At 49.9% G+C, this 22,418-nt stretch carries 23 protein-coding genes; 8 read left to right on the top strand and 15 right to left on the bottom strand.

Annotated features, from left to right (window positions below; genetic code table 11):
- The first annotated feature begins 26 nt into the window (after positions 1–26).
- The 5 genes from hutH to MJQ52_RS12330 all read left to right on the top strand — a co-directional run bounded on the left by hutH (position 27) and on the right by MJQ52_RS12330 (position 6,925).
- Positions 27–1,565: a histidine ammonia-lyase gene (gene hutH / locus MJQ52_RS12350; RefSeq protein WP_191073249.1), complete on the top strand. Its 1,539-nt coding sequence runs from the start codon at positions 27–29 to the stop codon at positions 1,563–1,565.
- The gene (gene hutU / locus MJQ52_RS12345; protein WP_146275877.1) at positions 1,562–3,226 is read left to right on the top strand and encodes a urocanate hydratase; all 1,665 of its coding nucleotides are present in this window, start codon (positions 1,562–1,564) and stop codon (positions 3,224–3,226) included. Before hutH ends, hutU begins: the two co-directional genes overlap by 4 nt.
- A 1-nt stretch (position 3,227) precedes the next feature.
- Positions 3,228–4,493 (top strand): imidazolonepropionase, encoded by a 1,266-nt coding sequence (gene hutI / locus MJQ52_RS12340; RefSeq protein ID WP_434181821.1) that lies wholly within the window; start codon positions 3,228–3,230, stop codon positions 4,491–4,493.
- Positions 4,486–5,436 carry a formimidoylglutamase gene (hutG, locus tag MJQ52_RS12335; RefSeq protein ID WP_173612905.1) on the top strand — a complete coding sequence of 317 codons (951 nt, stop codon included), beginning with the start codon at positions 4,486–4,488 and terminating at the stop codon, positions 5,434–5,436. Before hutI ends, hutG begins: the two co-directional genes overlap by 8 nt.
- Before the next feature lie 70 nt (positions 5,437–5,506).
- Positions 5,507–6,925: an amino acid permease gene (locus MJQ52_RS12330; protein ID WP_004393284.1), complete on the top strand. Its 1,419-nt coding sequence runs from the start codon at positions 5,507–5,509 to the stop codon at positions 6,923–6,925.
- Positions 6,926–6,964: 39 nt separating this feature from the next.
- Here MJQ52_RS12330 and MJQ52_RS12325 read toward each other — a convergent pair whose 3' ends face one another.
- The 7 genes from MJQ52_RS12325 to MJQ52_RS12295 form a co-directional block, all read right to left on the bottom strand.
- On the bottom strand, positions 6,965–8,266 hold the full coding sequence (locus tag MJQ52_RS12325; protein WP_094247365.1) for a pyrimidine-nucleoside phosphorylase: 1,302 nt from the start codon (positions 8,264–8,266) through the stop codon (positions 6,965–6,967).
- Positions 8,267–8,293: 27 nt separating this feature from the next.
- Entirely contained in the window at positions 8,294–9,475 is a 1,182-nt protein-coding gene (locus MJQ52_RS12320) for a NupC/NupG family nucleoside CNT transporter (RefSeq protein ID WP_004393280.1), read from the bottom strand.
- 92 nt (positions 9,476–9,567) lie between these two features.
- Positions 9,568–10,236 carry a deoxyribose-phosphate aldolase gene (deoC, locus tag MJQ52_RS12315; RefSeq protein ID WP_004393277.1) on the bottom strand — a complete coding sequence of 223 codons (669 nt, stop codon included), beginning with the start codon at positions 10,234–10,236 and terminating at the stop codon, positions 9,568–9,570.
- A 90-nt stretch (positions 10,237–10,326) separates the two neighbouring features.
- Positions 10,327–11,268, bottom strand: coding sequence for a sugar-binding transcriptional regulator (locus MJQ52_RS12310; protein ID WP_094247364.1), 942 nt, complete (start codon positions 11,266–11,268; stop codon positions 10,327–10,329).
- A gap of 70 nt (positions 11,269–11,338) precedes the next feature.
- Positions 11,339–12,151, bottom strand: a complete 813-nt coding sequence (gene yidA / locus MJQ52_RS12305) for a sugar-phosphatase (protein WP_094247363.1) — start codon at positions 12,149–12,151, stop codon at positions 11,339–11,341.
- A 68-nt stretch (positions 12,152–12,219) separates the two neighbouring features.
- Positions 12,220–12,744, bottom strand: a complete 525-nt coding sequence (locus MJQ52_RS12300; RefSeq protein WP_094247362.1) for a hypothetical protein — start codon at positions 12,742–12,744, stop codon at positions 12,220–12,222.
- The gene (locus MJQ52_RS12295; RefSeq protein ID WP_060673806.1) at positions 12,734–13,153 is read right to left on the bottom strand and encodes a DUF3255 family protein; all 420 of its coding nucleotides are present in this window, start codon (positions 13,151–13,153) and stop codon (positions 12,734–12,736) included. Before MJQ52_RS12295 ends, MJQ52_RS12300 begins: the two co-directional genes overlap by 11 nt.
- Positions 13,154–13,264: 111 nt before the next feature.
- On the opposite strand from MJQ52_RS12295, the gene MJQ52_RS12290 reads away from it, so the two are divergent.
- Positions 13,265–13,651, top strand: coding sequence for a hypothetical protein (locus MJQ52_RS12290; protein ID WP_434181820.1), 387 nt, complete (start codon positions 13,265–13,267; stop codon positions 13,649–13,651).
- 160 nt (positions 13,652–13,811) lie between these two features.
- On the top strand, positions 13,812–14,174 hold the full coding sequence (locus MJQ52_RS12285) for a hypothetical protein (RefSeq protein ID WP_007407823.1): 363 nt from the start codon (positions 13,812–13,814) through the stop codon (positions 14,172–14,174).
- Positions 14,175–14,224: 50 nt separating this feature from the next.
- Here MJQ52_RS12285 and MJQ52_RS12280 read toward each other — a convergent pair whose 3' ends face one another.
- Positions 14,225–14,617 carry a hypothetical protein gene (locus tag MJQ52_RS12280; protein WP_007407824.1) on the bottom strand — a complete coding sequence of 131 codons (393 nt, stop codon included), beginning with the start codon at positions 14,615–14,617 and terminating at the stop codon, positions 14,225–14,227.
- Between the two features lie 129 nt (positions 14,618–14,746).
- Here MJQ52_RS12280 and MJQ52_RS12275 point away from each other — a divergent pair, with 129 nt between their 5' ends.
- On the top strand, positions 14,747–15,709 hold the full coding sequence (locus tag MJQ52_RS12275) for an iron-hydroxamate ABC transporter substrate-binding protein (RefSeq protein WP_004393259.1): 963 nt from the start codon (positions 14,747–14,749) through the stop codon (positions 15,707–15,709).
- A 40-nt stretch (positions 15,710–15,749) separates the two neighbouring features.
- Here MJQ52_RS12275 and MJQ52_RS12270 read toward each other — a convergent pair whose 3' ends face one another.
- The 7 genes from MJQ52_RS12270 to iolI all read right to left on the bottom strand — a co-directional run bounded on the left by MJQ52_RS12270 (position 15,750) and on the right by iolI (position 22,360).
- Positions 15,750–16,097 (bottom strand): YxeA family protein, encoded by a 348-nt coding sequence (locus MJQ52_RS12270; RefSeq protein WP_004393256.1) that lies wholly within the window; start codon positions 16,095–16,097, stop codon positions 15,750–15,752.
- Positions 16,098–16,110: 13 nt separating this feature from the next.
- On the bottom strand, positions 16,111–17,979 hold the full coding sequence (yxdM, locus tag MJQ52_RS12265; protein WP_434181819.1) for an ABC transporter permease YxdM: 1,869 nt from the start codon (positions 17,977–17,979) through the stop codon (positions 16,111–16,113).
- A complete protein-coding gene (gene yxdL, locus MJQ52_RS12260) occupies positions 17,954–18,727 on the bottom strand; it encodes an ABC transporter ATP-binding protein YxdL (RefSeq protein ID WP_094247360.1) in 774 nt (257 codons plus the stop codon). The genes yxdM and yxdL overlap by 26 nt, the downstream gene beginning before the upstream one ends.
- 144 nt (positions 18,728–18,871) lie before the next feature.
- The gene (gene yxdK / locus MJQ52_RS12255) at positions 18,872–19,849 is read right to left on the bottom strand and encodes a two-component system sensor histidine kinase YxdK (RefSeq protein ID WP_094247359.1); all 978 of its coding nucleotides are present in this window, start codon (positions 19,847–19,849) and stop codon (positions 18,872–18,874) included.
- Entirely contained in the window at positions 19,846–20,535 is a 690-nt protein-coding gene (yxdJ, locus tag MJQ52_RS12250; RefSeq protein WP_004393241.1) for a two-component system response regulator YxdJ, read from the bottom strand. The genes yxdK and yxdJ overlap by 4 nt, the downstream gene beginning before the upstream one ends.
- Positions 20,536–20,642: 107 nt before the next feature.
- A complete protein-coding gene (iolJ, locus tag MJQ52_RS12245; RefSeq protein WP_094247358.1) occupies positions 20,643–21,515 on the bottom strand; it encodes a 6-phospho-5-dehydro-2-deoxy-D-gluconate aldolase in 873 nt (290 codons plus the stop codon).
- A 2-nt stretch (positions 21,516–21,517) separates the two neighbouring features.
- The gene (iolI, locus tag MJQ52_RS12240) at positions 21,518–22,360 is read right to left on the bottom strand and encodes a 2-keto-myo-inositol isomerase (RefSeq protein WP_007614866.1); all 843 of its coding nucleotides are present in this window, start codon (positions 22,358–22,360) and stop codon (positions 21,518–21,520) included.
- Between the last annotated feature and the right edge of the window lie 58 nt (positions 22,361–22,418).

Raw genomic sequence — 22,418 nt, 5'->3', positions numbered from 1 at the left:
AAAGTAAAGAAAAAGGGGTTGAAATGATGGTAACGTTAGACGGTTCCTCACTGACAACCGCAGATGCCCAGCGTGTGCTGTTTGATTTTGAAGAGGTTCAGGCATCTGCCGAAAGCATGGAACGTGTGAAAAAAAGCAGGGCGGCGGTTGAACGGATCGTTCAAGAAGAGAAGACCATTTACGGGATTACGACGGGATTCGGCAAGTTCAGCGATGTGCTGATTCAAAAAGAAGACGCCGCGGATCTGCAGCTGAATCTGATTCTTTCTCACGCGTGCGGCGTCGGTGATCCGTTTCCGGAATCTGTATCGCGGGCCATGCTGCTTTTGCGCGCCAATGCCCTGCTGAAAGGCTTTTCCGGCGTACGGACTGAGCTGATTGATCAACTGCTCGCGTTTCTCAATCATCGCATTCACCCGGTCATCCCGCAGCAAGGGTCACTGGGGGCGAGCGGAGATTTGGCGCCGCTTTCTCATCTCGCACTGGCGCTTATCGGGCAAGGCGAAGTCTTTTACGAAGGGACCCGGATGCCGGCAGCTCATGCTTTAGAAAAGACAAACCTTCAGCCGGCCGTCCTGACCTCTAAAGAAGGACTCGCGCTGATCAACGGAACGCAGGCCATGACCGCGATGGGACTGATCGCTTACCTCGAGGCCGAAAAGCTGGCCTATCAGTCAGAACGGATTGCGAGCTTAACGATCGAAGGCCTTCAGGGCATTATCGATGCGTTTGACGAGGACATTCATACCGCCCGCGGATATCAGGAACAGATGGATGTCGCAGAGCGAATCCGCTATTACTTGTCAGACAGCAGACTGACGACCGTCCAAGGGGAGCTGCGTGTCCAGGACGCCTATTCGATCCGCTGTATCCCTCAAGTCCACGGCGCATCATGGCAGACATTAGCGTATGTAAAAGAAAAATTAGAAATTGAGATGAATGCCGCGACAGATAACCCGCTCATTTTCGAAGACGGCGCCAAAATCATCTCAGGCGGAAACTTTCACGGACAGCCGATCGCCTTTGCCATGGATTTTCTCAAAGTGGCGGCGGCCGAGCTTGCGAATATTTCTGAACGCCGTATTGAACGGCTTGTGAATCCGCAGCTGAATGACCTGCCGCCCTTTCTGAGCCCTCAGCCCGGCTTACAATCCGGAGCGATGATCATGCAATATGCGGCGGCCTCCCTCGTGTCAGAAAATAAAACCCTGGCCCATCCCGCCAGTGTCGATTCCATTCCTTCATCGGCAAACCAGGAGGATCACGTCAGCATGGGAACCATCGCCTCAAGGCACGCCTACCAGATCATCGCGAATACGAGACGGGTGCTTGCCGTTGAAGCCATTTGCGCGCTGCAGGCTGTGGAATACCGGGGTGCGGAACATTGCGCCTCGTACACAAAACAGCTCTATCTCGAAATGAGAAACATCGTGCCGTCCATACAAGAAGACCGCGTGTTTTCTTATGACATCGAGCATCTGAGTGACTGGCTGAAGAAGGAGTCTTTTCTGCCGAATGAGCATCACCGAAAACTGATGACCAATGAAGGGGGACTTACAAGATGACTGATGTAAAGAAATCAATCCGCGCCGGCCGCGGCACCGAACTTGAATGCTTAGGATGGGAGCAGGAAGCCGTGCTCCGCATGCTCCGAAACAACCTTGACCCGGAGGTTGCCGAAAAGCCGGAGGATCTGATCGTATACGGCGGCATAGGCAAGGCCGCGCGAAACTGGGATGCTTTTCACGCGATTGAGCGCTCCCTCAAAACATTAAAAGATGATGAAACACTGCTGATCCAATCCGGAAAACCGGTCGGACTGTTCCGCACGCACAGCCGCGCGCCCCGCGTCCTGCTGGCTAATTCGGTCCTCGTGCCGAAATGGGCGGATTGGGAGCATTTCCATGACCTTGAGAAAAAAGGACTGATGATGTACGGGCAAATGACCGCCGGCAGCTGGATTTATATCGGTTCACAAGGTATTTTGCAAGGCACCTATGAAACCTTTGCGGAGCTTGCGAGACAGCATTTCGGCGGCAGTCTGAAAGGAACCCTTACGCTGACGGCCGGACTTGGCGGAATGGGAGGCGCCCAGCCGCTGTCCGTCACGATGAATGATGGCGTCGTCATCGCCGTTGAAGCGGATGAAACACGGATTGATAAACGGATAGAAACAAACTATTGCGACCGGAAAACCGCATCAATTGACGAAGCGCTGCGCTGGGCCGAAACAGCCAGACAAGCCGGAGAACCTTTATCGATCGGCCTTCTCGGCAATGCGGCAGAGGTGCATCATGAGCTTTTGAACCGCGGCGTCCATATTGACATCGTGACCGATCAGACTTCCGCTCACGACCCGCTGATCGGCTATATTCCGGCAGGATACTCACTTGAAGAGGCCGACCGCCTGCGCCGGGATCAGCCTGAATTATACGTAAGGCTTTCCAAGCAGAGTATGAAAAAGCATGTGGAAGCCATGCTCGCCTTCAAGAAAAAAGGGGCTATCGTCTTTGATTACGGCAACAACATCCGCCAGGCTGCCAAAGATGAGGGTCTCGCCGATGCTTTTGATTTTCCGGGATTTGTTCCGGCCTACATCCGGCCTTTATTTTGTGAAGGAAAAGGGCCGTTCCGCTGGGCTGCGCTGTCCGGTGACCCTGAAGATATATACCGCACGGACGCTTTATTAAAAGAGCTGTTTCCAGAAAATCAAGCCCTCCACCGCTGGATTGACATGGCGCAGAAAAAAGTCACGTTCCAAGGCCTGCCGTCCCGTATTTGCTGGCTCGGCTACGGTGAACGGGAAAAGATGGGGCTCGCCATCAATGAATTGGTCAGAAACGGCGAGCTGAAAGCCCCGATCGTCATCGGAAGAGACCATTTAGACTGCGGATCTGTCGCCTCTCCGAATCGGGAAACAGAAGCGATGAAAGACGGAAGCGACGCGGTCGGCGATTGGGCGGTGCTGAACGCGCTGATCAACACGGCCTCAGGCGCAAGCTGGGTTTCTTTTCACCACGGCGGGGGCGTCGGCATGGGGTATTCCCTTCACGCGGGAATGGTCGCGGTCGCTGACGGCAGCATCCTTGCGGAACAACGGCTTTCCCGCGTTCTGACAAGCGATCCGGGTATGGGCATCATCCGCCATGCGGACGCAGGTTATGAAAAAGCGGTTCAAGTCGCCGAGGAACAAGACATTATAATACCGATGAAAAAGGAGCGGTAACATGCCGAAACAAATAGATACCATACTCACCAACATCGGCCAGCTGCTGACGATGGAATCCGGCGGCCCCCGATTCGGCGGGAGCATGCAGGATCTTCATGTCTCGGAAAATGCCGTCATCGGCGTTCACGACGGGCGCATTGTTTTTGCCGGACATCAAGGAGCGGAGAAAGGATACGAGGCAAGAGACATTATCGACTGCGGGGGACGGCTCGTCACCCCCGGCCTCGTCGATCCCCATACCCATCTTGTATTCGGAGGGTCCCGCGAAAAAGAACTGAATTTAAAAATTCAGGGTATGTCTTATTTGGATATTCTGGCGCAAGGCGGCGGTATTTTGTCAACGGTCAAAGACACGAAAGCCGCCTCCGAAGAAGAACTGATTGAAAAAGGGCTTTTTCACCTCGGACGCATGCTGTCATACGGCATCACGACCGCTGAAGTAAAAAGCGGGTACGGGCTCGACAAAGACACGGAGCTGAAACAGCTGACCGCGGCGAAAAAACTGGGTGAGCGCCAGCCGGTCGACCTTGTCACGACCTTTATGGGAGCACACGCCATTCCGCCTGAGTACCGGAACAGCCCTGACGAATTTCTGAATCGCATGCTGCAGCTTTTGCCCGACATAAAAGAAAAAGGCCTTGCGCAATTTGCCGATATTTTCACAGAAACAGGCGTCTTTACCGTCAGCCAGTCACGGGACTACCTGAAAAAGGCGGCTGAAGCTGGTTTCGGCCTGAAAATCCATGCTGATGAGATTGACCCGCTCGGCGGCGCGGAATTGGCGGCAGAGCTGCATGCTGTTTCTGCCGATCATTTGGTGGGGGCGTCTGATGCAGGCATCGAAAAGCTAGCGGAGGCCGGAACGATCGCCGTCCTGCTGCCGGGCACGACTTTCTATCTCGGCAAACACACTTATGCGAGAGCCCGGGAGATGATTGATGCGGGCGTACGGGTCAGTTTGGCGACTGACTTCAACCCGGGCAGCTCACCGACGGAAAATCTCCAGCTCATTATGTCGATTGCCGCGCTTCATTTAAAAATGACCGCAGAAGAAATCTGGCACGCTGTCACCGTTAACGCTGCGTATGCGATCGGAAAAGGCGAAGAGGCCGGACAAATCAAATCCGGACGGGCGGCTGACATTGTCATTTGGGAAGCGCCGAATTACATGTATATCCCGTATCATTACGGCGTCAATCATGTCCGCCGTGTTATCAAGAACGGGAAGACGGTCGTTTCAAGGGAGGGAGCCGCTCTTGGATAAGTATCCGTTTCTGCAAAAAGCCGGCTCCCTCTTCAACGACCGCCATGTGACAAGGATCGGCGATGTGACGGAAGCGTGGGCGGGACAAACGATCAAAGGGCCGGCTTTGATCGGCGTTCCGCTTTCTAAGTCGTCAATCAGCCATTCCGGCGCCTGCTTTGCACCCGGTGCGATCCGCCGGGCGCTCGGCGGCATTTCCGCATATTCCGCGGAGCTGCGGGAGCATGTCATTGACCATCTGTACGATATCGGCGATATTCAGATTCACGTCACGGATGTCGTCAAATCTCACGAACACATTTATCGGACCATTTATGATATTCTGACGGACCAGCCTGACTGGGTGCCCGTCATTCTCGGCGGCGACAACTCCATCAGTTATTCCACCATTAAAGCCATTGCGGAAACGAAAGGAACAACGGCCGTCTTTCAATTCGACGCCCACCACGACGTCCGCAACACAGAAGACGGAGGGCCGACAAACGGTACGCCATTCCGCCGTCTGTTAGATGAAAACATCATAAGCGGACAAAACCTGATTCAGCTTGGAATCAGGGAGTTCAGCAACAGCTTGGCATATGAACAATATGTAAAAGAACGTCAGGCAGACGTGCATACAATGGAGATGATCCGGGAGAAAGGGCTTCTCCGAACGATACAAGACACTTTGCCGGCCGTTCAAAAAAGAGCCGACGCCATTTTTATTTCGGTTGATATGGATGTGCTGGATCAAGCTCATGCGCCTGGCTGTCCTGCGATCGGCCCCGGAGGCCTGTATACCGAGGAACTGCTTCAGGCGGTCCGGTATTTAGCCCAGGAGGCTGACATCTCGGGCATTGAGATCGTTGAGGTTGATCCGACACTTGATTTTCGCGATATGACAAGCCGGGCAGCTGCACACGTCATTTTACATGCATTGAAGGGATTTAAATTGTCACGTTAAAGTCAAATCCGGCACGCGTGATCTCGGCTGCCGGAAGATTCTCATGCCACGCAAAAAGGGGGAGATCACGATGGATGTTGATCAAGGCGGCAATCAACTAAAGCGCACGATGAAAAGCAGGCACTTATTTATGATTTCATTGGGAGGGGTCATCGGCACGGGGCTGTTTTTGAGCACAGGGTATACATTGAGCCAGGCCGGGCCGGGCGGGACGATCGCCGCTTACCTGATCGGCGGCTTGATGATGTATCTTGTCATGCAGTGTCTCGGAGAATTGTCAGTAGCCATGCCTGTGACCGGTTCATTTCAAACGTATGCGACAACGTTTATCGGGCCGTCCACGGGTTTTATGGTCGGTATCATGTATTGGGTGAATTGGGTGGTGACGGTAGGATCGGAGTTTACAGCTTCCGGTATCCTCATGCAGCGCTGGTTTCCCCACAGCAGCGTCTGGATGTGGAGCGCGATTTTCGCGGCTCTCCTTTTTGCCGCCAATGCATTCTCCGTTAAATTGTTTGCAGAAACGGAGTTTTGGTTTTCCAGCGTCAAAATCGTCACCATCCTTTTATTTATCATCTTAGGCGGCGCCGCGATGTTCGGTTTGATTTCATTGCACGGTTCGGGTGAAGCTCCGATGCTGTCGAATTTCACCTCACACGGCGGACTGTTTCCGAACGGCTTTCTTGCGGTTTTCATCGCAATGATTTCCGTAAGCTTTGCCTTTTCAGGGACGGAGCTGATCGGAATTACAGCGGGTGAAACCGCCAATCCGGCAAAAGATATTCCGCGTTCGATCCGAAATGTCGCCTGGAGAACGGTCATCTTTTTTATCGGCGCCATTTTTGTGCTGTCCGGACTGATCTCCTGGAAGGAAGCCGGTGTGATTGAAAGTCCGTTTGTCGCGGTCTTTTCCCAAATCGGAATTCCATACGCCGCAGATATCATGAACTTCGTGATTTTAACCGCTTTGCTTTCGGTCGCCAACTCCGGACTGTATGCTTCCACCCGGATGCTGTGGTCTCTTGCGAATGAAAACATGATCAGCGCCCGGTTCAAAAAAGTCACGCCGAAAGGCATTCCGCTGAATGCCCTGCTCGCCAGCATGGCCGTTTCCTGCATATCCTTGATCTCAAGCATCGCCGCCCCGGGCACGGTCTACGTAGTGCTCGTGGCAATAGCCGGATTTGCCGGCGTCGTGGTGTGGATGAGCATCGCCCTGTCTCAGCTGTTATTTCGAAAACATTATGTGAAAAACGGCGGACGCGTCGCGGATCTGACCTTCCGCACACCGTTATACCCTCTCGTTCCGATCGCCGCTGTGATCTTATGTTTCGCTTCATGCGTAGGCCTTGCATTTGATCCCAATCAAAGAATCGCCCTCTTCTGCGGAATTCCTTGTATGATCCTGTGCTATCTCATTCGTTTTTTGAGAAAGAAACAGCCGAAACAATCCGTCCGTGACATTCATTTGGATAAAACCATGCCATAAAAAAAGGCACATACTGATGAGGTATGTGCCTTTTTTGTCTTATTCCGTAATCAGCGTATGAATCAGTTTCGGCGCTTCCGCTTTTTCTGAGATGCGGATGTTGTCATAGACTTTGGCGGTCACGTCGTCAACGTTTTCGCGGTTGGCGTAAAGGGTGACGAACGGCTCGCCTTTTTCGACTTTGTCACCGACTTTTTTGCGGAGCATAATGCCGACGGCTAGGTCGATTTCGTCCTCTTTTGTCGCACGTCCCGCGCCTAACAGCATCGCTGCGACACCGATTTCGTCAGCGACGATTTCTGAAACGACACCCGCTTCTTTTGCCGGAACGTCAATTTTGTACGCCGCCTGCGGAAGTTTGGACGGTTCGTCAACGACGGAAGCGTCTCCTCCCTGATTGCTCAGGAACTCTTTGAACTTTTCAAGCGCTTTGCCGTTTTTCATGACTTCCTGAAGCTTCGTTCTCGCTTCTTCCAATGTCTCAGCTTTTTTCGCCAATACGACCATTTGGCTGCCGAGCGTGAGGACGAGTTCGTTTAAGTCTTCAGGGCCTTCCCCTCTTAATGTATCAATGGCTTCTTGTACTTCCAGGGCATTCCCGATCGCAAAACCGAGCGGCTGCGACATGTCAGAAATCACGGCCATCGTCTGGCGGCCGACGTTGTTTCCGATGCGGACCATTGCTTTGGCGAGGTTCACGGCGTCTTCATCCGTTTTCATAAACGCGCCGGCTCCCGTTTTGACGTCAAGCACGATGGCATCTGCTCCGGCGGCGATTTTTTTACTCATAATTGAGCTTGCGATCAGCGGGATGGAATTCACCGTACCCGTTACATCACGCAACGCATACAGCTTTTTATCAGCAGGCGTCAAGTTCCCGCTTTGTCCGATGACGGCTACCTTGTCGCGGTTCACAAGCTTGATGAATTCATCTTTTGACAATTCCACGTGGAAGCCTTCGATCGCTTCCAACTTATCAATGGTTCCCCCCGTATGGCCAAGGCCCCGGCCGGACATTTTAGCGACGGGAACGCCGAGCGCCGCGACGAGCGGAGCGAGTACGAGAGTTGTCGTGTCGCCGACCCCGCCCGTAGAGTGCTTGTCGACCTTAATGCCTTCAATGGCGGAGAGATCAATCGTTTCCCCTGAATTGACCATCGCCATTGTCAGATCGGCGCGCTCCTGATCCGTCATATCCTGAAAGTAAATCGCCATAGCAAGGGCGCTTGCCTGGTAATCAGGGATGCTTCCGTCCGTATATCCTTTTACGAAAAATTGAATTTCTTCTGTTGTCAGTTCTTTTCCATTTTGTTTTTTCACAATAAGATCTACCATTCTCATGATCTATCACCTGTCCTTCATTTATGTTCAGTGAATCAATCCGACGATCGCCGCTGTCAGGAAGCTGACGAGCGTTGCGCCGTACAGCAGCTTCAGCCCGAACCGCGCGACGACGTTTCCTTGTTTTTCATGCAGCCCTTTCACCGCACCGGTAATGATCCCGATAGAGGAGAAATTCGCGAATGAGACAAGAAATACAGATACCACTGCCTGTGTATGCGCGCTGAAATGGAAATCGCCGGATGAGAGCGTCTGCATCGCCACAAATTCATTCGATACCATTTTCGTCGCCATAATGCTTCCGGCGCTCACCGCTTCATTCCACGGAATACCGGTTAAAAACGCAAACGGCGCGAATACATATCCGAGCAGCGCCTGGAATGTAATGCCGAAGACCGCGTTAAAAACGCCGTTGACCAGGGCAATGAGTGCGACAAATCCGATCAGCATCGCCGCTACGACAACGGCGACTCTGAATCCATCCATTATATACTCACCGAGCACTTCAAAAAAGGATTGCTTTTCTTCTTCAGGAACGACGATCAAATCCTCTTCTTTGCTGACGGTGTACGGGTTGATGATAGAAGCGATGATAAATCCGCCGAATAAGTTCAGCACAAGCGCCGTCACGACGTATTCAGGCTTCAGCATCATCATGTAAGAACCGACGATCGACATTGAGACCGTCGACATTGCGGACGCGCAAAGCGTGTATAAGCGCTGTTCAGTAAGATAACCCAGCTGTTTTTTCAAACTGATAAAGACTTCTGATTGCCCTAAAATCGCGGATGCGACAGCGTTGTAAGATTCGATTTTCCCCATTCCGTTCACCTTGCTTAACGCAAGTCCGATATACTTCGTGATAAAGGGGAGGACCTTCCAATGCTGCAGAATTCCGATTAAAGCGGATATAAAGACGATCGGCAGAAGCACGCTCATGAAGAACGTCGTCTGTTTCGCATTCACAAGCCCGCCGAATACAAAGTTAATCCCTTCTGATGCATATTCCAGCAAGTAGTTAAATCCTTTTGCAAAACCGCCGACAAGAAAATTCCCGATACCGGTGTTGAGGAGAATATAACCGAGAATCAGCTGCAGCACGAGCATGACGGCGATCGGCCGGATTCTGATTCTTTTTTTGCCGTTGCTGGCAAGCCAGGCAAGACCTAAAAACACAATGATTCCGATAATTCCGATGAGATACTTCATATGTGTTCTCCTTTTATTTGTATTCGCTTACAATTTTTTATGCATCAACAAAGAAAGAGGATGGCGGAAGCTTTCGGCTTCCGCACTGCTGATTAATAGTCGCTGCTGCCGCTGTCTCCGCCGCTCACGATAGAGACGCCCGCACTTGCGCCGATCCGGCTCGCGCCCGCAGCGATCATGCTGTCAACATCAGCTTTTGTTCTGATGCCGCCTGATGCTTTGACCCCGATGTCCGGTCCGACTGTTTTTCTCATGAGAGCGATATCTTCAGCCGTTGCCCCGCCTGTAGAAAAACCGGTAGACGTTTTGACGAAATCGGCGCCTGCGGATACCGCCAAGCGGCACGCGCGCTCTTTTTCTTCATCTGTCAAAAGGCATGTTTCGATGATCACTTTGACGAGCGCTTTTTTATCAGCTGCTTCAACTACCGCGCGGATATCAGCTTCAACCGCTTCATCATCGCCGTCTTTTAATGCGCCGATATTGATGACCATGTCCACCTCAGTGGCTCCTTTTGAGATGGCATCCTTCGTTTCAAATGCTTTTGTTTCCGATGTCGTTGCGCCGAGAGGAAATCCGATAACGGTGCAAACGTCAACTCCGGTGCCCTTCAGTTCCTCCGCTGCGAGTTTGACCCAAGTCGGGTTCACACAAACGGAAGCGAATTTATATTCTTTTGCTTCTTTTATCAGTTGTAAAATATCCGCTTTTTGTGTATGCGGTTTCAAAGCAGTATGGTCTATTTGACTTGCAATTGACATTGTATGCACTTCCTTTTTCCTAGGATACGTTTAGAATAACCGAATTTTGAACATATGTAAATTGGTAATTGAAATTATGTTCATGAATTGTCACAATTCTTGAATGAGTTTTTTGGCCGTATGCTGATCGGTAATCAAAACGTTGGCGTACTTTCCTTTCAGGGCACCGTGAATGGCCTTGCATTTTCTGCTGCCGCCCGCCACCAGAATCGAACGCTCTTTCATTTTCAAGTCGCTGAGCTCGACTCCGATCGTCCTGCCGTTAATGCTGCTGCTGCAAATCCTGCCTGCCTCGTCAAAAAAGCGCGAACAAATATCGCCGACTCCGCGTGCTTTCAGCAATTGTTTCTCTTCTTCCCGGAAATAGCCGAGTCTGAAAAGCAGCGCCTCATCCCGGACGGTTCCGACCGTAAACAGGGCGATATTGGCTTGTCTGCCCATTTCAATGATCCGCTTAATATGCCTGTCCCGCTCGACCATCTGCTTCACATCAGCGCTGTCAAATATAACCGGCAGCGGCAAATACCTCGGCATGGTCTGAAATGCTTCGGCGAACAGCTGAATCGTTTCTGACGAATACGTATTGACATTGGAATGACTGATGCCGCCTTTCAGCTGCACGACTTCAACGCTCTTTACCTGCTTCGGCTCCATGCGGCTTGCGATCTGATACATCGTCGTCCCCCAGCTTACGCCGAGTATATCGCCGTCCTTTACGGTTTTATGCATATAGTCTGCGCCATAGCGGCTTAAGTAATGTGTAATGGCCTGGTAATCGTCGCTTGGAGAAAAGACGACGTGCGCCTCAAGCAGCCCGTATTTTTCTTCCAGCTTCGCGCCGAGTTCGTCCAGATCCTCAAACGGGTCCATGACGCGAATTTGAACATACCCTTTTTCCTTTGCGTACTGAAGCAGCCTTGAAACGGTGGGGCGTGACAGATTAAGCCGTTCGGCGATCTGCTGCTGGCTGTAACCTGATTGATAATATAGTTTTGCCGCTTCTATGCTGAGCTGCTGTTTTTCACGATCCATGTCGCGCCTCCCCTCTCCGCTTATCATATCACCAAAACACGCGGTAAAAAAGCACCCTCTGATGGGGTGCCTATTTTTTCAGCACAAGCTCCTGAATCGCATGCGCCACGCCGTGTTCGTTATTTGATTTCGTTTCAAAATCAGCAATCTCCCTTACTTCCGGGATGGCATTGGCCATTGCCACACCGCAGCCGGCCCACTGAATCATGGACATGTCGTTGCCGTTATCGCCGATTGCCATGACGTCTTTCTGTTCAATGCCGAGTTTTTCGGCCAGCAGCTTGACCGCGTTTCCTTTACTGACTTTCGGGTGAAGAATCTCATGGAAGAATGGCGCGCTTTTGACCATTGTGTATGTTTCCCTGAATGATTCCGGAATGGAAGCGATCGCTTTCTCCAGCTTGTCCGGATCGTCAATAAACATGACTTTCGGAATCAGAATATCCTTCGGCACTTCATCGATCGTGCGGAAATGAAGCGGCACTTTCGTAATGTATGATTCGTATACCGTGTATTCACTGATATCCCGGTTCGGCGTGTACAGATTGGCTGTGTCAAAGTAATGCATCGGGGTATCCAGCAGTAAGCTCAGCTCGTAAAGCGACTCCAAATCTTCAAAGCCTAATGACTGCTCGGCCACGACACCGTTTGTATACGTATTTTGGACGAGTGCGCCGTTATAGGCAATCACAAAGTCGCCTTCTTCCTGTAAGTTCAGCTCTTCCAAATACCGACGCACGCCGCCGATCGGCCGGCCCGTGCACAGGACGATATTGACCCCTTCCGCTTTGGCGGCATCAAGCGCCCCGCGGACTTCAGCCGTCACTTCATGATGATCGTTTAATAGTGTTCCGTCCATATCTATTGCGATTAACTTGTACATCCTGCATCTCCTTTGTATCCTTTTCTGCTTATGCTTTCATCATATCGTTTTTTCGTTTCAATGAAAAATCAAACGGACAAGTTTCTCCGCCTTCTCTTCGTATACCGGGCCTGCCTCCGGATGCGGGGCCGTCTTTTCCCCTTGTCAGCTTGTTCGCCGCCGTCATCTGTTTTCTGCTTCAAGAGCATCAGCCCCGCCGCAAAGAAAGGGACGGCCGCTATGTCCAGAAGGGCAAGCTTTATTCCCATCGCTGCGGGAAAGTATGCCCATAATGAACGGCTGTTCCGCCTGATCATGATATAAGAAACGATTTCCAGCAGGATAAACAGAGCGTTCACCCATAAGTAAATGAGCATCGCCGCAAACAGAAACAGCAGGAGCGTATTCCGCAGCGTGCCGGAAAACAGAAGAGCGCGCATCATATCAAAGAATGAAAAAGACTGCATGCTGCCGTTGACGACATTGGGATTATAAATGGTAAAACGCCCGAACTGATCAAAAAGCATAAAAAATAACCATAACAGTGAAAACCATTGAATGATATGTACGATGACACCCGTCAAAACGAGTCTGTCGGCATCCTTATTTCTCATGTGCATCCTCCCCGCCGGTTTTTATTCTTGTCATTGTTTTTGTTTCTCCGTATATCTTCCAAATGAGCGTATCGTTTTTTCCTCTTTTCAACGTGCTTTTGACGGGGTGCGGATGTCCGAGGTATTCAATCTCGATCGTTCCGTCCGTGTTTTGTGAGATCACCTTGTAAACATCTGAGGGCATAGGAACCTCGCCGCGGCCTTTAATGACCTGCTTTGTCAGCACGCTGTCTTTCGTAAACGTGACGGTTTCAGATCTGACCCCGTCCATCGGGCCCGGTTTCAGCCCCGCATCCCATGTCCCGTAATAAAAAGGGGGTTCGTCTGCTTTCTTTTGCGAGCAGCCTGTTATCATGACGCACCCGATAACAAGAACCGTCATGATGAAAATCCGTATGTTCCGCAACATGATCACCTTCTTTTGAAGCTTTTTTTACGCCTGTAAGTTAGGCGGATGCCGTGGCACTGTGCAATTGACTACATAGTGTATAAAGACTTCACTAGATAAGGAGAATGATGAATGAACCCATATCAGTACTACACCCCATCTGCCTATTTCCCTCAGCAGCAGGAATACGAAGTGAGCCCCGTTGAGTATGAGCCGTATCAGCAGCAGGAAAGCTATTATTATGCGCCCCCTCAGTCTGAAGAGCGGCAGCCGACGGCTTTAGAACGGAGAGTCGCCCAGCTTGAAAGACAAAACGCCCAGCAAACGAGAGAGCTCACCCGCCTCTCACAAGAAGACCAGCGCCAAAACCGGGAAATCACGCGTATAAATGAGCAGATCAGACGGCTGAGCCAGTCCATTGAAATCCATACCCGCCGCTTAAACCGTTTGAATCAGCGCCTGCGCGCAGTCGAAAACAGACTCAATATTCCTTTTCACGCTACAGAAGGCGGCTTCTGAGAAAAAGGGCCGGAATACAAAGCTCGACAGGCCATCCCGAGCCTTGTATTCCGCTCTGTACATAACAGGTAAATATTTGAATCCTTTTCTTGCATGAATGCCTCTCCTATTCTTTCACATGATAAATGTGTAAAATCAATCACTCCGGGAGGTCTTCATGATGTATCAAAACCAATACAGCGGAAATCAGCTGCAGCAATGCCGCCAAACAGCACAGCAGCTTATTCAGCAGACACAGCAAAGCAGTCAGCAGTACAAGCAAATGCTCCAGCAGGAACAGCAAAACATTCAAATGCTTCAGCAGATGCTTAACCATGAACAGCATGCCGTTCATACCATTCAGCAAGCGCTGCAGGGGCATGAAGCGGCCATTCAGAAATGCCAGCAAATCGTGAATGTGTGCAATCAGCTTCAGCAGGAAGTAAGCGGACACATGCCTGCACCGATGGCAAACGCTAATGTTTCTTCATTCCCGCAAACACAGCATCACACACCGTTTCAGCAGCATTCATACCAGCAATAGGCCGGTCATGCAAATGACAAAGCGCGAGATACCGGCTTTGTCATTTGTTTTTATCTCTGTTTTGTCAGATCAATGCGATGAGCGGGTTTTCCGCCGAATTTTGCTTCCGCCTCATGCCTTACCGCTTCAAACGCTCTTGCTTCGACGTTTTGTTTAAACACATCAAGCTGTATCAAATAAGCCGCCCGCACTTTCAGCCCGTGGATGATGGAGATGACCCATAAAGGCAGCACGATATACACGCCCGGCGTGCTCGGCAGCACAAAAGCAATTGCTAAAATAATAAAATAGATAAGTCCGTATTTCAGCCATTTTTTGTTCTTGGCCCGGTAGCCGATATAGAAAAAGGCCAAGAAAGCGGTCAGCGCAAACGGCGCGAAAGTCAGCAGCAGCCACCAGCTGTGCAGCACTTCCCACCAAGTCCCTCTTTTCGTAATCAACATTCATTCCTCCTCCTTTACTACTATAACATGGATAATCAAGGAAGGTTTTCTATAAAAAACATAGACGGAATGACGTCTTCCTGCTATATTAATAATGATAATCATTATCACCGAAATAGGGGGATCATTATGAAGAAACAATCATGGCTGATCGGCCTGGCACTTCTGCTTGTTTTCGCATTAAGCGCTTGCAGCGGCGCGAAGGAAAACAACGGATCGGCATCAGGCAAAGGAAAGACAGACATGCGTACATATGAATCAACAAAAGGAAATATTGACATACCCGCACATCCGAAACGGATCGTCACTGACTTTTATGCGGGTGAGCTGCTGTCCGTTGACGCAAATGTCGTCGGGGCGGGCTCATGGGCTTTCAAAAATCCGTTTATCAAAAAACAGCTGAAAAACACCACGGACATCGGCAATCCCGTCAATGTGGAGAAAGTGATGCAGCTGAAGCCTGATTTAATCGTGCTGATGAAGGATGACCAATACGAGAAACTATCGAAAATCGCACCGACGATTGTCATTCCTTTTAACACCGCAAAGAATACGAAAGATACGGTCAGCCTATTCGGTGACATTGCCGGGGCGAAGGATAAAGCCAAAAGCTTTATGGCAGACTTCAACAAAAAGGCAGAAGCCGATCAAAAGCGCCTCAAAAACGTGATCGGCAAAGACGAGACAGTCGGCCTTTATGAAACGACAGATAAAGGCGAAATCTGGATTTTCAATGACAATTCCGGCCGCGGCGGCCAAGCCGTTTATAACGCGCTCGGATTGAAAGCACCGGCCAAAATCGAAAAAGACATCATGAAAACGGGCGCCATGAAACAGGTTTCCCAAGAGGTCATCCCTCAATATGCGGCTGATTATATGTTCATTACCGATTACAATCCGAATGGAGAAAGCAAAACATTTGAGCGTCTGAAAGAGTCATCCGTTTGGAAAAATCTCGATGCCGTAAAGAACAACCGTGTCTTTATCAACGATTTCAACACCTTCTATCCGTATGACCCGATTGCCGTCAGCAAACAGATGGATATCATCACCGACATGCTGATCAAACGGGCTGAAGAAAATAAAAAATAAAAAAAGCGGCACAGTCATGACACTGTGCCGTTTTTCATGTTCACTTTAATTTTGACTGTACGGAGCCCGGCATATCTTCAAATCTGACTTCTTCCCAGGTCTCGACATACTTTCCTTTCGCCTTCACCTTCAAATACGCGTTCTTCCGAAGGTCTTTCCCGGCGAAAAAGGTCACTTCTTCTTTTTTCCCGGATGCGTTATATCCGTCTAATGTATACTCAGTACCGCCCGGGCTAAGATGTTTGCCATCTCGATCAATCTGTACATAAACATCTTGCTGGTGAATAAACGGATTAAATCTGTCTGTAACATCATTATGAAAAAAGAGAAGTCCGTATATGACGGCAGCGGCCGCCAAGACGGCCAGGATTGCCAATGCTTTTTTCATCTGTGCACTCCCCTTACTTGTTCATTTTTTTCAAATAGCTTGTCCGCACCGCGAGGAAGAACAGAAGCTGAAAGATGAAAAACCCTCCGATGGTCAGACTGAGCGGCCCCGCTACATCGGAATAGCCTTCCACCGCCAATGTTCTCAAAGCAAACAGCGTATGGATGACGGCAATGACGAAAGGAAAGAAAAAGAGAATCGCCAATTGTATCGTCACGCTTTGTGCCATTTCACGCTCGCTCAGACCGATTTTGGCCAATGAACGGTAGCGCTCCCGGTCCTCATCTAAATCGGTGAACAGCCTGAAATATAAGAAACTCGCTGCCGCGACAAAGAAAACGATCGCGATAAACAGGCCGATGAATAAACTCAGGCTCGGCAGCTGCACCGTATCATAGTACGTCCCGGCTTTTGCCATAAAATCAGAATGCACGTCGATATAGTTGCCGTAAATCTCATTTTTCAAGGATTGGCTGATCCCAAGACTGTCTTTCCAATGATCATAGCTGTAGCCGTATAATGACGCTTTCTCACCGAGTGATTTCAGCTGATCAAAGGTTTGATCGTTCACCGCGATGATGGCATTCAGTGAAATCAGCGGTTTTTTGACTTCTTTTACCGTCAGTTTTTGGTCAGACGGCTTGCCTTTTTGGTTCAGCAGCTTCAGCTGATCCGGCGCGTCGTTTTTGAAATTGCGGTCATACGTGCCCGGGAAATAGACAGCCTCATTATGTTTCAGCCCGTTCAGCTTGACATGGAAGTATTTTGATACATCCGATTTGCTGATCATGTAAACAGGCGGAACAGTATCTCCTTCCTGATAGCGGACATAGGAAACATTTATTTTGTCTTTCTTATACGTAAAGCCGTGTGTTTTCAGTTCATGGTCAATATCTTTCAAATGAGTCTTTTCTTTTGAATTATTGCTGAAAGATACATACTCCATCTCATAGGGGGACTCTTCCGCCCCGACGGTCGATTTGTACATCGCGAGCACGCCCGTCGCCGTAAAGGCAACCGCGGAAATAATACTGACGATAAAGAACAGGCGGGCATTGTCTTTTAAACGATAGACAAGGTCAGAAACCCAAATAACATTTTTCCCGCGCAGATAAAAGGTTTTCCACTTCTTCAGCGCGCGCAGAATCCAGATGCTGCTTTGGCTGAAAAAGAAATACGTGCCGATGACGGTAAGCAGTAAAATGATGAACGGCTCGGTCCCGTGGACATTGCCTTTCAGAACCATGCCGTACCCGCCGCACAGGCAGGCGATGCCGAATAAGGACAGAAGCACGGACGGCTTCGGCTCCGGCTTGATCTTGTCAGTGCCCTTTATTAATTTGATCACCGTATTTGATCTGACAAAAAGGATCGTGAACTGCGATAAAAGGAAAAATAAGAGCAGAAATCCGCCGGCCGTAATGCCAAGCGCTTTCCAAGGCATGTACAGAGGCAGCGCGTCCATTTCTAAAATATAAGCGCCGACCGTAAAGAACGTTTTCGAAAAAATGAATCCTCCGATAATCCCGGCTGCGATCGACATGACGCCGATGATCATGTTTTCCGCCGTAATGAGCTTTCTCAGCTGCCCCGGCGTAATACCCTGCATCAGCAGGATACCGAATTCTTTATTTCTCGATTTCAAAAATGCGTTAACCGAATACAGAACAAATAAGAAAGAAAAAACAAAGATCATCCATTCCGCGGCGGTTAAGCCTTTTCTGGCGATGTTATTCAGGTAGCCTTCCTTTAGTGCCGGATGAAACAGGAACATCGCAAAGGTAAAGAAAATCAAAACGGAAAAGGCGCTGCTCAAGAAGAATGCAAGATAGGCCCTTTTGTTTCTCGTGACGTTTTTATAAGCGAACTGAAGAAAGGTCATTTGCGTTTCCCCCCAGCATAGACAGCACATCAAGAATCTGCTCATAAAAGACTTGGCGGTTTTCCCCGCGGTAAATCTCATTAAACAGTTCGCCGTCTTTTATAAAGATGACGCGGCGGCAGTAGCTTGCCGCAACCGGATCGTGGGTCACCATCAAAGCCGTGACATGATCATCCTGATTCAGGCTCTGCATCGTTTCCATGACATCTTTTGACGCTTTGGAATCAAGGTTTCCCGTCGGTTCATCAGCCAGAATAAGTGACGGCTTATGAATGACCGCTCTTGCGATGGCGGCCCGCTGGCGCTGTCCGCCGGATACTTCAAACGTCCGTTTATTGAGCAGGTCTTCGATTCCGAGCTTTTTCGCGATGCCGTGCAGTTTTTCTTCCATGACAGACGGCGCTTCTTTTTCAAGCGCTAACGGCAGCATGATATTTTCACCGATTGTCAGCGTGTCCAGAAGGTTGAAATCCTGAAACACAAATCCGAGCTGCTTGCGGCGGAAATGAGCGAGCTTTGTCCGCTTCAGCCGGTGCGGGTTTTCTCCGTGAATCAGGATATCGCCTGAATCCGGCCGGTCGATCGTTGAAATGATATTCAAAAGTGTTGTTTTTCCGGAGCCGGACGGTCCCATCACCGCCGTGAACCCGCCTTCTTCTATTGAAAATGAAATTTGTTTTAAAGCTTGATAGGATACTTGTCCTTTATAGGTTTTATTTATATGTTTGACTTCAAGCATATTCGCCATGAGAATCCTCCTTATGGTTTTATTCTTGTTGATCTGGGCTGCTTTCATGTAGTGCCGGGGCATTCAGCATAAAAAATCCCCTTGACGTAAATCCATGTTATCAAGGGGAAACAGAATGAGCTATGTTGTTTTCTTAACGCAGTCTTACATTTTTGTAAGAAATGAAAATCGGACCGATGTCCCTTCACCGGGGGACGAGCTGATGTCCACCGTATGATTGAGCTTGCCCGTAATTTCTTTGACGAGATGGAGGCCGATTCCCGTAGATTCTTGGAAACGCCGCCCGTTTTCGCCGGTGTAATAAGGGTCAAACACCCGCTTGATATCTTGCGAGGGAATGCCGACACCGTAATCTTTGACTTCAAGCACCGTCCTGTCTTCATCGCGGAAGACATTCAGCTCCAGTCTGTCACTCTTGCCCGCTGAATACTTGACCGCATTTGTGACCACTTGGCCGATCGCAAATTTGAGCCATTTGGCATCGGTGTAAATCTGATGATCATCGCGAATATCCATTTTCGGATAGACGCGGTATTGAATAAAAAATCGTTTATAGCTTTGAATGACCGATTGGAGAAGCTCTGATAAGGAAACCGCTTCGACTTTAAAATCCCGCTCAAACAGGTCGAGCCTTGAAGAATAAAGAAGCGTCTCCAGCCCGAATTCAATCTGCCGGACCTCTTTTTTGATGTGTTCAAAGACGGGCTCATCCTCTTCCTGAATGATTAAATTAATGACCGACAGCGGCGTTTTTACTTGGTGCACCCATTGATTCATATACGTCACCCGCGCGTCGAGTTTGGCTTCTGTCTCGTAGAGCTTCTGGTGCTGCAGCCGGATCAGCTCCATCTGCTTTTCATACAGCTCTGAACAAAACACTGAAGAACCGAGATACGGGATGTCCGTCCCTTCCTGCTCCGCGCTGAGCCAATGATACACACCGCGGTCTTTGTACCAGCGATAGGCGAGATACCCCGCCAAAATAAGAAGCTGCACGCCCAATATGTAAAACAGGTGGGAAAAAGAATGAAGACCCGCAAACCAGTAATAAAAGAAGACAAACAGCCCTTGAAGGAGAAAAAGCAGAATCAGCACGGCATGAGACCGGAAAAACAGCTTCATGACAGCGCTCTCAGCTGGTAGCCTTCGCCCCGCACCGATTCAATGGAAACAGGTGCATTCAGCTCCCGCAGTTTTTTTCTGAGCCGCGTGATATACACGTTAAGCGTATTATCATCGACGAAAATGTCGGTGTCCCACGTTTTTTCCATGAGCCGGTCTCTTCCCGTCACCTTTTCTCCCCGCTCCAGCAGCACTTCCAAAAGCTTGCTTTCTTTTTTAGAAAGCTCGCTTTTTTCGTCCTGAAAGCGCAGTTCAAACCGTTCCACAAAGAGCTGCACACCGGCATATTCAACCACTTTCTCACCCTGCTTGGCGGCATACTCTCCGTATGCCCTGCGGATCTGGCTTTTGATTTTCGCCAGCACAATATCGTAGGAAAACGGTTTTTCGATATAATCATCTCCGCCGTTTTCAATCGCCATCACCTGATCCATTTCCCCGCTTCTGGCTGAGATGAAAATGATCGGGCTTGTAGAATGCTGGCGGATCTGGCGGCACCAATAATAGCCGTCATAAGACGGCAGGTTGATATCAAGCAGCACCACATCAGGCTTTTCCCGCAAAAAGACATCAAGAACAGCCGTGAAATCCGCAGCGGCCACGGTTTGATATCCGTATTTTTCAAGGTAATTCTGCAATAGTCCGCGAATGTCTTCACTATCTTCCACAATCATGATTTTATTCAAACTGAACCACTCCCGTTTCTTACGCTGCTGCCATCATCATAATCGTTTCGGGCGTACGGACGCAACACCGCACAAAAAAACCGCCATCTTGGCGGTTTCCGTTTTCATCAGCCGACCTGCTGTTTTACGGCTTTACCGGCTGATCCGAACTCTCTCATTTTGCTTCGCACCGTCTCTTCCACGGCTTCAATGCCGGGTGTCATGTAGCCGCGCGGTTCGTACAGATCGCCGTTTTCCTGAAACATGCGGCGTGTTTCGTCTGTCCAGGCTACCATACATTCCGTGTTGATATTGATTTTCGCGTGGCCGAGCGTGATGGCTTTTTTGATCTGATCCTGAGGAATCCCGGATGCTCCGTGGAGAACGAGGGGAATATCAGTCATGCGGGAGATAGCCTCCATTTCCTTAAATCCGAGATTCGGCTCGCCCTGATATTTGCCGTGGACGGAGCCGAGGGCGGCGGCCAGCGCATCGATATTGGTTTCTTGCACGATCCGCTCACATTCGGCGATATCGGCATAGCGTACCCCGCCGACCAGCCCGTCTTCCATGCCGCCGACCGTGCCGACTTCGGCTTCTACTGAGACGCCGTGCTTTGCGGCATAATCGGTGACTTCTTTTGTCATCGCGATATTCTCGTCAATCGGCTGATGGGAGCCGTCAATCATCACTGAGCTGAATCCGGCGTCAATGGCCTGTCTGCAGCGTTCCGCACTGCTTCCGTGATCAAGATGGAGCACGACGGGAACGGTAATCGCCATTTCTTCCATTAACGCGCCGACCATGGCGGAAATCGTTTTAAACCCGCCTAAGTAGCCGACCAGACGATCGGAAGCCGCGGCGATGACCGGCGATTGCTCCTTTTGCGCCGCTTGCAGAATCGCCTTCGTCCATTGGAGGCCGTTGATATTAAATTGGCCGACTGCATAATGCTCCCGTTTCGCTTCTGCAAGAAGATGTTTCATGGTGACAAAAGCCATGTTCACGCCTCCTTCATGAAGTATTTTGATACGACGGCTTCCGTTGTTTCCTTTGCCGTTTTGATCGTTTCCTCCGCAGTCAGCTTATAATATTCAGGTCTGAACAGCTCTACGGAGACAACATCATTGAATCCGATTTCTTTTAACGCTGACAGATGGGCGTCTAAGTCAATCGCACCCTGCCCAGGCCAGACGCGGTCTTCATCCGTTAAAAAGCCGATCGGAAAGTCTTCTGTATCGTCGATATGATAGATGAAAATTTTCTTTCCGTCCGCCTGCTTCAAGCTCTCAATATTGGAGCCCATCGCGTGGAAATGGAAGCTGTCAAACACCAGTCCGACATTATCGCGGCCGACAGCGTTCACGATGTCATACGCCTGTTCAAATGTATTGACCGTGCATTGCGGGTGGCCGACAAATTCAAGGGCAATGTTTACGCCGTACGGCTCCGCGATGTCCGAAAGCTCAGTCAGCACCTCTGCGCTGCTCTTTTTGATTTCTTCTTTCAAGATTTTCCGCTCTGTCACAAGCGGCACGGCCACCACATATTTCACGCCGAGCGTCCTGCAGGTTTCCATCATGCTTTTGAATTCCGAAATGATCTCCCTATAGCCCTTCTCATCACGGTTGTTGAAGAAAACCAGTGCGTTCAGGGCAAGCGGTTTAATGTGATGGGTTTGAAAATATTCCGCCAGATCGGCCAGTGAATGGTCTTTTAAGTATTCCGGCAGCTTATCCATTGTGCGGATTTCAATATAATCATAGCCGTGCTTTTCGCACAGTTCTAAATCCTGTTTCAGGTTTGAATTCTCCAGCGTAGTCGCTTCATTAAAGCAAAGTTTCATGTCAGCCTCTCCCATCCGCGTTTTCGATATGAAGGGAGTCCGGCTGAAGGGCTTTTTT

The sequence above is a fragment of the Bacillus sp. jun7 genome (assembly GCF_051034795.1).
GTDB lineage: Bacteria > Bacillota > Bacilli > Bacillales > Bacillaceae > Bacillus > Bacillus velezensis.
Note: the sequence above shows the minus strand (reverse complement) of the source record. Positions and strands in the feature narration are given on the sequence as shown.

What these genes read in the sequence shown, in the direction of transcription:
- MJQ52_RS12295 (WP_060673806.1), bottom strand. Translation starts at nt 13,153, where the DNA reads ATGTTGCGGAACATACGGATTTTCATCATGACGGTTCTTGTTATCGGG.
- MJQ52_RS12285 (WP_007407823.1), top strand. Translation starts at nt 13,812, where the DNA reads ATGTATCAAAACCAATACAGCGGAAATCAGCTGCAGCAATGCCGCCAA.
- hutI (WP_434181821.1), top strand. Translation starts at nt 3,228, where the DNA reads ATGCCGAAACAAATAGATACCATACTCACCAACATCGGCCAGCTGCTG.
- yidA (WP_094247363.1), bottom strand. Translation starts at nt 12,151, where the DNA reads ATGTACAAGTTAATCGCAATAGATATGGACGGAACACTATTAAACGAT.
- yxdL (WP_094247360.1), bottom strand. Translation starts at nt 18,727, where the DNA reads ATGGCGAATATGCTTGAAGTCAAACATATAAATAAAACCTATAAAGGA.
- MJQ52_RS12300 (WP_094247362.1), bottom strand. Translation starts at nt 12,744, where the DNA reads ATGAGAAATAAGGATGCCGACAGACTCGTTTTGACGGGTGTCATCGTA.
- yxdK (WP_094247359.1), bottom strand. Translation starts at nt 19,849, where the DNA reads ATGAAGCTGTTTTTCCGGTCTCATGCCGTGCTGATTCTGCTTTTTCTC.
- deoC (WP_004393277.1), bottom strand. Translation starts at nt 10,236, where the DNA reads ATGTCAATTGCAAGTCAAATAGACCATACTGCTTTGAAACCGCATACA.
- iolI (WP_007614866.1), bottom strand. Translation starts at nt 22,360, where the DNA reads ATGAAACTTTGCTTTAATGAAGCGACTACGCTGGAGAATTCAAACCTG.
- iolJ (WP_094247358.1), bottom strand. Translation starts at nt 21,515, where the DNA reads ATGGCTTTTGTCACCATGAAACATCTTCTTGCAGAAGCGAAACGGGAG.
- MJQ52_RS12320 (WP_004393280.1), bottom strand. Translation starts at nt 9,475, where the DNA reads ATGAAGTATCTCATCGGAATTATCGGAATCATTGTGTTTTTAGGTCTT.
- MJQ52_RS12280 (WP_007407824.1), bottom strand. Translation starts at nt 14,617, where the DNA reads ATGTTGATTACGAAAAGAGGGACTTGGTGGGAAGTGCTGCACAGCTGG.
- MJQ52_RS12325 (WP_094247365.1), bottom strand. Translation starts at nt 8,266, where the DNA reads ATGAGAATGGTAGATCTTATTGTGAAAAAACAAAATGGAAAAGAACTG.
- MJQ52_RS12275 (WP_004393259.1), top strand. Translation starts at nt 14,747, where the DNA reads ATGAAGAAACAATCATGGCTGATCGGCCTGGCACTTCTGCTTGTTTTC.
- hutH (WP_191073249.1), top strand. Translation starts at nt 27, where the DNA reads ATGGTAACGTTAGACGGTTCCTCACTGACAACCGCAGATGCCCAGCGT.
- MJQ52_RS12310 (WP_094247364.1), bottom strand. Translation starts at nt 11,268, where the DNA reads ATGGATCGTGAAAAACAGCAGCTCAGCATAGAAGCGGCAAAACTATAT.
- MJQ52_RS12290 (WP_434181820.1), top strand. Translation starts at nt 13,265, where the DNA reads ATGAACCCATATCAGTACTACACCCCATCTGCCTATTTCCCTCAGCAG.
- hutU (WP_146275877.1), top strand. Translation starts at nt 1,562, where the DNA reads ATGACTGATGTAAAGAAATCAATCCGCGCCGGCCGCGGCACCGAACTT.
- MJQ52_RS12270 (WP_004393256.1), bottom strand. Translation starts at nt 16,097, where the DNA reads ATGAAAAAAGCATTGGCAATCCTGGCCGTCTTGGCGGCCGCTGCCGTC.
- MJQ52_RS12330 (WP_004393284.1), top strand. Translation starts at nt 5,507, where the DNA reads ATGGATGTTGATCAAGGCGGCAATCAACTAAAGCGCACGATGAAAAGC.
- yxdM (WP_434181819.1), bottom strand. Translation starts at nt 17,979, where the DNA reads ATGACCTTTCTTCAGTTCGCTTATAAAAACGTCACGAGAAACAAAAGG.